Annotated in this window: 12 protein-coding genes; 3 read left to right on the forward strand and 9 right to left on the reverse strand. The window is 69.4% G+C overall.

What is annotated here, in order from left to right; translation table 11 throughout:
- The first annotated feature begins 149 nt into the window (after positions 1-149).
- Positions 150-362: a hypothetical protein gene (locus tag VGR37_08740; GenBank protein HEV2147477.1), complete on the forward strand. Its 213-nt coding sequence runs from the start codon at positions 150-152 to the stop codon at positions 360-362.
- 944 nt (positions 363-1,306) lie between these two features.
- On the opposite strand, the gene VGR37_08745 is transcribed toward VGR37_08740, so the two are convergent.
- The 7 genes from VGR37_08745 to VGR37_08775 form a co-directional block, all read right to left on the reverse strand.
- The gene (locus VGR37_08745; GenBank protein ID HEV2147478.1) at positions 1,307-2,038 is read right to left on the reverse strand and encodes a hypothetical protein; all 732 of its coding nucleotides are present in this window, start codon (positions 2,036-2,038) and stop codon (positions 1,307-1,309) included.
- Positions 2,039-2,088: 50 nt separating this feature from the next.
- Complete coding sequence (locus VGR37_08750) at positions 2,089-2,268, reverse strand: hypothetical protein (protein ID HEV2147479.1); 180 nt, start codon at positions 2,266-2,268, stop codon at positions 2,089-2,091.
- A gap of 70 nt (positions 2,269-2,338) precedes the next feature.
- Positions 2,339-2,683 (reverse strand): hypothetical protein, encoded by a 345-nt coding sequence (locus VGR37_08755; GenBank protein HEV2147480.1) that lies wholly within the window; start codon positions 2,681-2,683, stop codon positions 2,339-2,341.
- Positions 2,684-3,003: 320 nt separating this feature from the next.
- Complete coding sequence (locus tag VGR37_08760; GenBank protein HEV2147481.1) at positions 3,004-3,309, reverse strand: hypothetical protein; 306 nt, start codon at positions 3,307-3,309, stop codon at positions 3,004-3,006.
- Positions 3,310-3,606: 297 nt separating this feature from the next.
- Entirely contained in the window at positions 3,607-4,044 is a 438-nt protein-coding gene (locus VGR37_08765) for a hypothetical protein (GenBank protein HEV2147482.1), read from the reverse strand.
- A gap of 556 nt (positions 4,045-4,600) precedes the next feature.
- A complete protein-coding gene (locus VGR37_08770; protein ID HEV2147483.1) occupies positions 4,601-5,038 on the reverse strand; it encodes a hypothetical protein in 438 nt (145 codons plus the stop codon).
- A gap of 232 nt (positions 5,039-5,270) precedes the next feature.
- The gene (locus VGR37_08775) at positions 5,271-6,725 is read right to left on the reverse strand and encodes a hypothetical protein (GenBank protein ID HEV2147484.1); all 1,455 of its coding nucleotides are present in this window, start codon (positions 6,723-6,725) and stop codon (positions 5,271-5,273) included.
- A gap of 482 nt (positions 6,726-7,207) precedes the next feature.
- Here VGR37_08775 and VGR37_08780 point away from each other — a divergent pair, with 482 nt between their 5' ends.
- The gene (locus tag VGR37_08780) at positions 7,208-8,485 is read left to right on the forward strand and encodes a hypothetical protein (GenBank protein ID HEV2147485.1); all 1,278 of its coding nucleotides are present in this window, start codon (positions 7,208-7,210) and stop codon (positions 8,483-8,485) included.
- A 23-nt stretch (positions 8,486-8,508) separates the two neighbouring features.
- Here VGR37_08780 and VGR37_08785 read toward each other — a convergent pair whose 3' ends face one another.
- Both VGR37_08785 and VGR37_08790 read right to left on the reverse strand, forming a co-directional pair.
- A complete protein-coding gene (locus VGR37_08785; protein ID HEV2147486.1) occupies positions 8,509-8,661 on the reverse strand; it encodes a hypothetical protein in 153 nt (50 codons plus the stop codon).
- A gap of 544 nt (positions 8,662-9,205) precedes the next feature.
- The gene (locus VGR37_08790; protein ID HEV2147487.1) at positions 9,206-9,364 is read right to left on the reverse strand and encodes a hypothetical protein; all 159 of its coding nucleotides are present in this window, start codon (positions 9,362-9,364) and stop codon (positions 9,206-9,208) included.
- A gap of 111 nt (positions 9,365-9,475) precedes the next feature.
- Between VGR37_08790 and VGR37_08795 the strand changes: the two genes are divergently transcribed.
- On the forward strand, positions 9,476-11,490 hold a 2,015-nt coding region (locus tag VGR37_08795; protein ID HEV2147488.1), incomplete at its 3' end, for a hypothetical protein.

Raw genomic sequence — 11,490 nt, forward strand, 5'->3', positions numbered from 1 at the left:
GTCTCGCGCGGGGCCGCCTGTTTCGCCGTTCCCGGCCGAGCGCCCGGAAGCCGCCTGGATGCGGCTGGATCGGACTGGATCTTGCGCGCCGTCTCCGACACCGAAACGACGTGATGGACAGGGACACGACAGCGGAAAGGAGGGAGACCATGGCCGACCTGGGCATGCTGCAGCGGCGGGGATTCGTGTGGCTGGCGCTGCTGCTCGGAATCCTGGCCGTCGTCGCCGTGCTGTGGATGCTCTCCGCGATGGTGGACGGGAGCGCGGCGGACCTGGAGGTGGATGTGGACGCCGGGGGCTCCGCCGCCGCGGTGAGCGTGCCGGAACGCAGCGGCGGCGCCGGGCTGGCGTTCCGCCGGTAACGAGCCGCATGCGGCCCACGCGGGCCCTGCGTCGGCCGGCCAGCGCCCAGCCCGGGGCTCGCCTGCAGCGCAATCGTCAGGCGGCTGGTCGCGAAGTGGGTGATGCGGGTCTGCGTCCGGGCAGTGGCTGATCAAGGCGCATGATAGCGCGCACCGGCAGTGTCGCGGGCCGGACGGGGAACTTCGCAACGGACCCGCTGGCGGCCCAGAGGACCACATGGTCTCCCGGACGGAGCGAATCGAGAGGCAGTGGTTCTCGGTTCTGCCGCCACACCGCGCCTTCCTCCTGCAGCACTACTCTGAATTGATCCCCGTCAGCCGATGGGGCACCATCCGGCCGCGCGCCTTCGACCAGCAGCTCCCGCCCGCCGCTCACCTCGGGAACCTGCAGGACAGTTCCCACCAGGTTCGGAGGCTCATCGAGCACGCGCATCCGCGACTGTTCCTTCCGACGGGCAGCATCACGCCGGAGGGAGTCGAGATACGCGGTCTGTCTCTGTTTCGTATGCTCGTCGGCGACGCCCGAATCAACACCAGGAGGTACCCCGCTCCCCTGGCTGCACGCAGCGAGAGCCCCGATCACGAGAACGTGCCTGAACAGACGCATACTCTTGGTCCTGCTGCTGTTCTGCGCCGCACCCTGGGCCCCACCCGCAGACACGTGCTCCCCCGTCCGACGCTCATCCCCTCTGCGCCGCCGCTGGCGCCCCGCTCGCCGGCAGTCGACGCAGCACGGCGTCGATGCTGACGGCCAGAAGGGAAACAGGACGTGTTTCCAACCGGCCAGATGCCAGCCGCACAGGGTTCGTCCGCAGGAGGAGCACACGCCGCCCTCGCGGGGCGGAAAGTCTCGGTTGCAGGCGTCGCAGACCATGCGTCTGGATCCGGCCGTCACATCACCTCCTGAAACGGAAGTGGGGTAGCCCCCTGGCGCGCGACTTCGGCTACCTCTGGGCCCAACCCTTCTCCACCAGCACGTCGTGCAACCGCCCGGCGCCTCGGGGGACGGTCACGAGGGTGACGTCGCGCTGCTCGTTGTACGTCACCTCGACCGAATCCCCGTGCTCGGCCAGAGCCATGAGGTCGCTGCGGCGGTCTCCCGCACTCAGGTAGATCACCGGCGGGATCTGGAGAGGCCTGTCCTCCTCTTCGAACATCCGCGCCCACCAGCCGGTCGGGGAAGTGCGGCTCTCCTCCGAGGCCGTCTGGCCGACCAAGCTTCGCTGGACGGCGGAGACCACCTGGAGGGCGCTGAGGCGCGTGGGCTCGCGAAAGCCCAGGAGTGCCACAGACACGAGCGCAACCGTGAGAAGGAGGAGTATGAGCGCCTCCTCCAGCCGAAGCCGGAAGGGATTCCGCAAGAAGCTGAACGGCTGACGGACGTAGGAGATGCTCCCGCGGTCGAGGCGGTAGTGAACTTCCTGGTTCTCGCAGGAGGGGCACTGGAGGTGCAGCGTATGATCCAGATGCGTACGAGGCGTCCAGAAGAGGGCGCTGTCCAGGTGTCCGCATCCTCGGCACGACACGAGGGGAACCGTCTCCTCGGCGATCCCGGCTTTCCTCAGGATCGCACGGTTCGTCTCATGGTTCTGCCTCAGGCTCGACAGGCGATCCCTCGGCGCCTCCCCGTCGCTGCTCACGATGTGCCTCCTGGGTTCGATCCGGTTGCATCCCACATGGCCCTCCCTCCTCTACCCGCGCATCTGCGACGGTCTGCTGGACGCGGCTACGTGGTTCGCCGGCCCCAGAACAGGAAGCAGAATGCCCAGCCCGCGAGCGCTGGGATCACCCAGCGGCTCTCCGGCCGGACGAGCGGCCCCCCCGAGGAGGGGGGCCATTCCATCCGGTACGCGACCACGGTCCAGACCACTGCGCCCGCGAGGAGCGCCCAGTTACGCTTCGACACGGCTTCTCGGCGTGTGCTCATCCGCACGCCCTCCTCTACCAGCGTGCCCGAGTCGCAATGGCCCCTCGTCTCATGACCGGCTCCCCGCGCTGATGACGCAGCAGATGTGCAGGATGATGCCGGGAAGGATCAGCGCCGCGTACCCGATCGCCACGGCGAAGAACCAGAGGATGCCGGCACCCACGCTCCCCTTGTAGAGCTGGCCGAGGCCGGGGATGAAGAAGCTGAGCACCGCCGCCAGGCCGGAGCTGTGCCTGGGAGCGTTCACCACGTGAACCGGCACGGGCCCGGGAAGCGCCAGGGCGGCCGTGGGGGCGCCATTGACGAAGACCGGCTGGGGCACGCCGCAGTGCGGGCACGCCGGGGCTTCGCTGCTGACCTGCTTGCCGCACTCGCGGCAGTACATGAGGGCCATTCGATCGCGGGAGGAAGGGCGGCGGGTGCCGGCCTGTTCGGATTTCGGTTGACCGCGTCCACATCGGCGGAGTGCGGCGGAGCACCGCTGCATCCGTGTGCGACGTCAGGTGGTCAGGAGGGGTGTGGGGGACAGGAAGAAGGGTGGATGTCCCCGCACGGGTGCGGCATTTCACATGCTACAGCACCGGCGGGTCATGCGCAACCGGTTCCTGCTCGCGCCCCGCCGGAGAACCTCCCCGACGAGCCGGAGCTGCTCTGGTGAAGCGTGCGCGTGGCGCGGCTCCCAGTGGAGCGGATGGACGGTACGCCGCCTGGCCCTCAGGCGCTCCGCCGCATCTGAAACCGGAGCTGCTCGCCCGCGCCGGGCGGCACGTCGACCTCGATCCGCGCCAGGGCTCCCCCGGACAGCGCGCGCACCAGGATCTCAAGCATGTCCGCAGGCGAATGCCGGGGCACTCCGAGCAGCTCGACTTCGCCGGGATCCGTCCAGTCGATGTTCCACCCCTCCAGCCACGCCAGCAGCCCGTCGAGCATCCGGATCTGCGCGGCCAGATCCTGGGCGCGGATGCGGTCGAGGAGCTGCTCTGCGCTCGGTGCGGGTGCTCCCTCGATGTCGGATCGCATCGTCTCTCCCCCGTCTGTCAGGTGTCGTCTGCGGGTTCGGCAGGTGGCTTCCCCCCGGGCCCCGGCATCGTCCTGCCTGGTCGTGAGTGGCGGCACGGGAGGGCCACGGGATCGCAGGAGCAGTGCCGCACGGTGCAGCGTAACTATATGGAAGACGACGGGTTACGGGTTACGTGGCATGTGCCTGGGGAGCGCAGAGCGGCCCCGCACCGGGGAGGTGCGGGGCCGCGGTCATCTCCCTACGGGCCGCCTGGAGCGGTTGCAGCACGAGGGGGGGCGCTTCCCCCCTCTTGTTTCTCAGCCGCCCGTGCGGACCAGGATGGCGCCTGCCGAGTGGTCGGTCCCGAACCGCTGTGTGGCTGCCGTCCCGTCCAGGAACTGGATCTCCCGGAGGGCATCCCGGGGGATACGGCGGAGCGACTCGGCGCCGCCCATGGGAATCCCGTCCTGGTACGCCCGGACGTACACCGGACGGCTCATCGACGAGGCGCCGCGGACCCGGAGCCAGTTCGGACGGAGGGCCTGAACGACCGAGTACGCATCCGTCTGCGCCGCGCTGCTGATCTCCTCCCTCGTGAGCTTGTTCCGGTCGACGCGGGCCTTCTTCTTCGCGGGTGCCTCCTGCGCGGCCGGCGCCGTCGCGGCGGCCTCCTGTGCAGCGAGCCCGGTGCCGAAAAGGAGGCTGCAGGAAAGGGCGAGCAGGATCCGGGGGGTGCGTGCTGAGCGAGTAGTCATGGGTGCTTCCAAGGGTGGAGGGGACGAGGATCCGAACTGTCGCGGACGATCCGTGCCTCGGGAATGAGCCGTCGTCGTGAACTCTCAGCCGTGCCCGCCAGGGAGGACAGGGGTCGCGTCGGCGTTCTCGAGTTCGTCTTGCGGGGAGAAGATCGCGCCCTCCCCGGAGGGATACTACGGCGTCGGGACGAACGGAGTTTCAGATGGTATGGATGCCTGCGTTCACGGGGCGGAGAGCGTGGCCGATTCCTGATCTGGCCGGCGGGGAAGGTGGTGCCGGAGCGGGGGCGGCCTTGCCATCCGGCTGAATGGGTGCAGCTCAGGCCTGCGCTACGGTGAAGGCGAAGTCCCCAACGATGGGGTTACCCTGAACATCAGCGAGGGTGAACGTCCCACCAAATGCCTCGTACTTGCGACGGTCGCGCCTTGCATTGGCCCAGAGGGCTGCGGCCACCTTCTTCCCGTCCCCATTCACCGGTGCCCACGAGTCCACTCCGTAGCCGCGCTCACCAACGGTGGGAACCCCTGGCGCAGTTCCAAATCCGCTGGTCGGATGCTAATTCGCCAGGGCAATCCGGAACGCCTCCGAAACGTGCTCCTCACGCGGAAGCCGGGAACCGAGCCGCACTGCCCCACCCGGCGGCGAATTGCAGCAACCGTATACTTGGTATACGATGCGGTAGGTCCCGGAGACCTCCGGACTTTGAAAGTAGCGGAGAGAGTTGGGGCGGAGGGTGTCCCACAACCGCAGGGTGTCGGTGCGCGCTTCGCCCGGCAGTACCTCGAACGGCGGGCCGGCGTCTAATGCGCAGACCGGGTCGTAACTGAGCACCCAGCTGCCTTCGACCTCCTTGTCCATCGTGAAGCCCGGATGGGAGGAGCTGCCGCAGGTGCCCAGGTACACCGGCTGGTCCGTTCGATTGGTGTACGTCGCCACGACCGTCCCGGTCAGTTCGTCGTTCGCGGTTCGGACGACGACCGTGTCAGCCTCCACCCCAACGGCAGGGCGGGCGTCCACCCGCGCAGGGGGGTCTGCTGGCTGGACACAACCCGCCGCGATGAGCCCCACGGCGGCTGTGCATCGTGCGGGCAGAGAGCCCTGCCGGAACCTGAACCTCGGGATCATGTGCCATCATCCTGCTATGGGTTTCGGTCTCGGAAATCGGCCGGGAGTGCGGTCGGAGGCCAGGATTCCACCCCTGGCCGCGCCTCAGGGAACCGGCACGCTACTGTTTCTGGTAAACACTCATACTGATTTCGTCTGCCAGGATGTTCTGGTAGCTACTGAACAGGTACGAGGCTGAGGTTCCGGCGGTGAGGATCCCGTAGAAGTACACGTCGTCGAAATCTCCCCTCCGGAAGACAGGAGCTCCGCTGTCCCCGGATGCCGCACCCGCACTCACGCGTGTCTGGCAGAAAAAGGTATACAGCCACCCCTTAATCTCATATGTGACGTCTTCGCACGGGGTCGAGACCGTCCCGTTGGTCCACCCCGTCGTAGCGCCAACCTTGTCCAGGGGCATTCCGGTGTAGGGGGGAGCGAACGGAACCTCATACGCCGCAACAATCCTGAATCGGCCTGCGATCACCTTTGAGCCCTCGTACCGGTGGGGGACTTGGGTCTTCGCGATCTTCCCAAACTCGAAGTCGAAGGTCTGGAGCACCGAAAGGGCCACGTCACTGTTCCGACACCGCCCCGTCGTACACGGACGCCCCTGACTCGAAGGTGCCGAGGAGTACGCGGGATCCTCGCGCTCGTACCCGATCATGACCCCGTTTGCGACCTGCCCGTAGTTGAGCTCCGCCTGGTACATGCGTGTTGCATCCGAGAATCCGAAGATCTTGGAGCAGTGGGCGGCCGTCGCGAACTGGGGCGCAGTGAAGTATCTCCCCTTTACGTTGACTCCATACGTGCAGGGGAAGTACTTATTCACACTATCATCATACCACCAGATCCTCAGGCCTCCGACGAGCGGCCGGTAATACGGATCCTCGAGTGTCTTCACGGCCCCCCCCGTCCCCCCCCCACCGTCCGAATCCCCAGGGGCGATATACTGCGGACTCACGGTCGACTGGGTGGATGGGAGGTCAATGGCAGGAACAACTCGCTCGCGGACCTCCACCGCAACCGCCCCAGAGGGGATCCCGAGCATCGCCAGCTGAGCCACGGCCCTGGAACGGTCGGCCTCCCGCTCGATTCCGATCTGGAGGCGATTCCGCACGTCATCAATCGCGAGGCTATGGATTCCCGAGAGGCCGAGCACGTGCCGGGCCCGATCGCGCCACTGCGTCAGTTCGGTGTAGTCGTACCTCGCTTGCAGGATCCGAGCAGATGCGACGTCCGGGCTCGGCACCCCGCGCGCCGCCTGCCGAGCAAACGCCCTGGAGATGGCCGTAATGGCGCGGTCTCCCTGTCCGGGGTTCTTTAGCTGAATCGTAAAGCGCCCGGCCTCATCAACAAAGTACCCGGCGAATCCGGGGATTTCCTCCCGGGCGATCCGAGCAAACTCGTGATCGATTGTCCACCCACGGTGCTGGCCTTCAGCGGAGGCCGTGCTGATAGTGGCAGTGGCACGGTCGCCAGGAGTCGCTACGGGTGCTGCGATGTCTTTACACGCCGCTCCTGCCAGCGATAGGACGCCGACGACTACGAACTGTACAGCCGATCTGAGACGAAGCATTCAGAATCCTCCTCGAAAGTGAGTAAATCGCACCGCGCCAGGGGGCGTTTGCTTCCGCCGCTGCAGTCAGACGGCTTTCGTGCGCGATTAGTCACCAGATCATTTTCGAGAGGGGATTCGCTAGTGCGCGGGGGCCGCTCCATCGGCCGCATGGAGTGAGTGCCCTGGATGCACCCACGCCCGGCCTTATTCGTGCCGCCGTCGTGCCCTTGCGTTCGGGCGAGCGGCGGGAGCCGCATCGGCATGCTCGGCCGGCCGGGGCTCGCGCTCGGTGAGTCTCGTCAAGCCGAGAGTGTCGTCTACCCGAGTTCCTCAACCCGCGCCAGGTAAGCCGTAAGGAGCGGGGCAGATCGCCGCATCTGCGAGCGCGGCGGTGACTTACGCGGCGAACAAGCCGTCAGGTTGTCCCTGGTGCGCCCCCGTCGCCCGGCGTATACTTCGGGACAGCGCCGCTCCCTGTCGCCCCTCCACCCGTAGCCGCCATGTACCGCCCCCGATCGCTGCTCCTGCCCGCCCCCGCCGAGCCCTTCCCCGGCTGGGTGAACGTGCACGAAATCCCAGGCGCGCTGGGTGGGCTCCTGCTGGTCCTCTACCGCGCCGCGCATCTCTGGGCGGGCACCCACCCGGCGGAGCGCGCCGAGCTGTTCGCCGGGGGCGATTCCGCGGACCTCGTGGCCGAGCTGGAGCGCGTCACGATCCTCGAGGCGCTCGCCGAGCCGCTCCGGGAGATCGCGGCCGTCCGCAGCGCACCCGGGGAGGTTCGCGCGCCCGTGCTGAGCCGCGCGTGCGACGCCGTATCCGCCTGGGCGGAGGCGGAGGGGCACGCGGGAGTCGCGATCGCGTGGGCGCGCGTGGCGGCGGTAGCGTACCCGGCGAACGTGGCCGCGGCGTACCGGGTGGGCGTCCTCGCCCGGCGGCGGGTGGACTACCCGACGGCGGAAGCGTGGCTGCAGCACGCGGGCGGCCTGGGACGCAAGCACGGCCAGTGGTATCTCTTCGCCCGGGCGATGAACAGCCTGGGCAACCTGCACGCGCAGCGGGGTGACTTCTCCCTAGCGCGCACCACGCTCTCCAAGGCGCTGCAGGCGGCCCAGCGGCCGCGGGGCCGGATCCAGGGCGGGCGGAAGCGGCTCCGCCTTCTCGAGGGGGACATCCTGCACGACCTGATGACCGTGGCCGTCTACACGGAGGACTACTCCGGGGCGGAGCGGTTTGCGGGCGAAGCCTTCGAGCGGATGCGAGCGGGACACCGGCGGCTCCCCCGACTGGCGCACGACGTGGCGGGCCTATGGATGGAGCGGGGACATTTCGGGCGGGCGCTGCAGGTATTCGAGGCGGTGCTGCCCCACTTCCAGAGGCCGGTGGACCGCATTCTCGTTGGCTGCAATCTCGCGCGTTGCGCAGGCGCGGAGGGGCAGGCCGGCGCTTACACCCGAGTGGCCTCCGAGCTGTGGGACCTGATCGAGAGCGCCGGTACAGGAGGCGTCCCAGCCGGCGTGTTCACGAACCTCGCGCGGGGTGCTGCGGGGCTCAGGCGCTGGCAGGATGCCAAAGAGGCAGCGACGCTCGCAGGGGAAGCGGCTACCGTCCGGGAGGAGGCAGACCAGGCGGCGGTTATTCCGGCGCTTCTGGAATCCATCCGACTCCACCGCTACTTGGACACGCCACCGGAGCCCGCAAACCCACAGGAGGAGCGGACTGCGCGATCCCTCGCATCAGGACTCGTCGAGAGCCTGACAGCGATGCAGGCCGGGGCGTAGTCCCCGGCCTGCCAGTTCGTGCGTTAGTTGCCGGAGCCGAGGAGGGTGCCTCCTCGGCTGATCGTGTCAGCGGCCGCCTCCGTATTCAGCTGCACGGGCGCGGTGGGCGCGGCGGATTCGCAGGCGGCCAGCAGGCAGATGGCGAGGGCGGCGAGCGGAAGGCGGATACGGGTCATGGATAAATCTCCTGACTTGGGGGTGCGGATATGGCGGGTTGGTCTGCCCAACATACGTCCTTCCCAGGCAGTTAGCTAGTCGCGTCCTCAATATGTATGGTTGAAAAACGTCGCAATTTCCGCGGCGCGCCCACAAGTTACCGCATTGACGCCTCCGCCCCGGGACCCGGTAGGCAACGCCCCGAAATGGCAACGGCGGCGGGCCACGGTGCCGGGCCGGCCGAGCAGGCACGATCGGGATCATCGGTGGGCGAGGGTACGCGCCTCCGCGGAGGTCACGGCCGGCCTGCCGGAGATCGGAGCGCGGGGGTGGGTACTTGCCGAGGGTAGGGGAGGCGAGGCCTACCAGTACAGGATGCGCCGGGCGAAGCAGATTCACCGGCGGCTGAGTCTCTCGGGTTGAGCGGCTTGGAGCGGATCGGGAGGGGCGGACAAGTGCCTGCTGCACTCTCGACGCGCCGGCCAGGGGTGCGGGCTGAAGCCACGGGCATTTCCCTCCGATAAAACGAGCCGGTCCCGCATCCGCGGGACCGGCTCGTCGTCTTCACACTCGTCGACGGATCTTCCCGACCACCCAGACCGCCAGCAGCACGAGCGCCGCGATCCAGAGCAGGTGCAGCGCCGCCCCGAGCACCCACCCGAGCACCTCCGCGGCCACCCAGAGAACCACGAGCGCGATAGCGAAAATCAGCAGCCAGTTCATTGCTCCCTCCCTTGTAGTGTTTGTCCTTCGCCCCTCCGGTTCGCAGAAAGCATTCCCGCCGCGCCGCCGCCCCCCGGCCTCCACCTGGACCCGCCCGCACCGGAACGATCCTTGCCCCCTCCGGGCGCCATGATCCACCACACCGCGGGGCGCCCGGCCCTTCGCAGAGCAGCGCTCCTGTGCGCAGCGCTGCTGGCGTGCGTTCCCACACACCTCGCCGCCCAGCGCGATTCGGCCACCGTGGTGGCCGGGGAGCACTACCGGGCCGGCGCGCTCCACACCTTCCTGCTGGGGCACGGCTACCGCGACCTGTGGACAGCACCGGTGCGCGTCCCCGTGCTGGAGCCGGACACCTTCGCCGGCGGGCTCACCGTGCTGCGGGAGGGGGGCGGCTTCTCCACCCGGTCGCTCCGGATGCAGGGAGCCGACGGGCGCGAGTACGTCTTCCGCTCCGTGGACAAGGACGTGTCCCAGGGGTTCGGGCCCGAGATGCGCGGGACCCTCGCGGCGTGGATCGTCCAGGACCAGGTCGCCGCCAAGCACCCCGCCGCCGCCCTCGCCGTCCCGCCGCTCCTCGACGCCGCGGGCGTCCTGCACGCGGCCCCCCGGCTCTTCGTCATGCCGGACCACCCGTTCCTGGGGGAGCACCGCGAGCGATACGCGGGGATGCTGGGGATGCTGGAGGAGCGCCCCGACGGGGGCGAGGACGGAGAGGGCGGGTTCAGGGGCGCGGTGCGCGTGTCCGGGACCGGGCGGATGCTGGAGCTGCTCGAGGAGAGCCCGGCGCACCGGGTGGCGAGCCGCGCCTTCCTCACGGCCCGCCTGATGGACCTCTTCCTGGGCGACTGGGACCGGCACGAGGACCAATGGCGCTGGGCGCGCTTCGACGTGGACGGGGTGCACCTGTGGCACCCCGTCCCGCGCGACCGCGACAACGCCTTCGTGGACCACCGCGGGGTCGTCATCGCCGTGGCCCGCGAGGCGTTCCCGCGGATGATCCGCTTCCGGTCGGAGTACCCCGACGTGTTCGGCCTCACCGTGCACGCCACGCCGCTCGACCGGCGGCTCCTCGCGGAGCTGCCGAGGGCCGTGTGGGACTCCACCGCCGCCGCGCTTCGGGAGCGGCTCACGGACGAGGTGATCGACTCCGCCCTGGCGCGGATCCCGCCCGAGTACCGGGCGCACAGGGAAGGGGAGATGCGGCGCATCCTCCGCGCGCGCCGCGACCGGCTGCCCGGGGTGGCGGCCGAGTTCTACGCGCAGCTCGCCAGCGACGTGGACGTGCACGCCACCGACGAGCCGGAGGTGGCCGCGGTGGACCGGCTGGAGGGCGGCGTGGTGGAGGTGCGCCTCTACCGGCGCGACCCGGACACCGGCGCCCGCGCCCCGGAGCCGTACTTCCGGCGGACCTTCCACCGCGGGGAGACGCGCGAGGTCCGCGTCTACCTGCGCGGCGGCGGCGACCACGCGGTCGTCCGGGGCGACGTGGGGCGGAGTGTGGGGGTGCGCGTGATCGGCGGCGGGGGCGACGACGTGCTGGTGGACTCGTCGCGCGTCCGCGGCGGCGGCGGGACCGCGCTCTACGACCACCGCGGGGAGAACCGCTTCGTCGCCGGGCCGGGGACCAGGGTGGACCGGCGCCCGTTCCGGGAGCCGGCGGACTCCGTCACGCTCACCGGGGTGCGCGCGTACCGCGACTGGGGCGAAGAGGGCTCGGACTTCGCCCCCTGGGCCGGGTGGAAGTCCAACGTAGGGGTGGTGGTGGGGGGCGGCCCGGTGGCGACCCGCTACGGCTTCCGGCGGGAGCCGTACGCGCGGCGCGTCTGGCTCCGGGGGCTGTATGCGCCGGCCATCAGGCGCTTCGGCGTGGAGGCGCGCGGCGACTTCCGGAGCGTCGGCTCCGATACGCGGCTGGAGGCGTTCGTGCGCGTCTCGGACGTGGAGGTGACGCGCTTCCACGGCTTCGGCAACGAGACCGGCGCGGAAGGCGACCAGGGCCGGTACCGGATCGGCGAGAGGCAGCTGCTCCTCGCGCCGCGGCTGCATCTCCGCGCGGGCGAAGCGGCCGGCTTCCACCTCGGCCCGGTGGCCCGGTACACCCGGCCGCGCGTGCCGCCGGTGGGCCC

This window comes from Longimicrobiaceae bacterium (assembly GCA_035936415.1).
Taxonomy (GTDB): domain Bacteria; phylum Gemmatimonadota; class Gemmatimonadetes; order Longimicrobiales; family Longimicrobiaceae; genus JAFAYN01.

Bases quoted from the DNA above. Each gene is read 5' to 3' on its own strand.
- VGR37_08760 (HEV2147481.1), bottom strand. From the start codon at position 3,309: ATGCGATCCGACATCGAGGGAGCACCCGCACCGAGCGCAGAGCAGCTC.
- VGR37_08790 (HEV2147487.1), bottom strand. From the start codon at position 9,364: ATGAACTGGCTGCTGATTTTCGCTATCGCGCTCGTGGTTCTCTGGGTG.
- VGR37_08775 (HEV2147484.1), bottom strand. From the start codon at position 6,725: ATGCTTCGTCTCAGATCGGCTGTACAGTTCGTAGTCGTCGGCGTCCTA.
- VGR37_08785 (HEV2147486.1), bottom strand. From the start codon at position 8,661: ATGACCCGTATCCGCCTTCCGCTCGCCGCCCTCGCCATCTGCCTGCTG.
- VGR37_08780 (HEV2147485.1), top strand. From the start codon at position 7,208: ATGTACCGCCCCCGATCGCTGCTCCTGCCCGCCCCCGCCGAGCCCTTC.
- VGR37_08755 (HEV2147480.1), bottom strand. From the start codon at position 2,683: ATGGCCCTCATGTACTGCCGCGAGTGCGGCAAGCAGGTCAGCAGCGAA.
- VGR37_08765 (HEV2147482.1), bottom strand. From the start codon at position 4,044: ATGACTACTCGCTCAGCACGCACCCCCCGGATCCTGCTCGCCCTTTCC.
- VGR37_08740 (HEV2147477.1), top strand. From the start codon at position 150: ATGGCCGACCTGGGCATGCTGCAGCGGCGGGGATTCGTGTGGCTGGCG.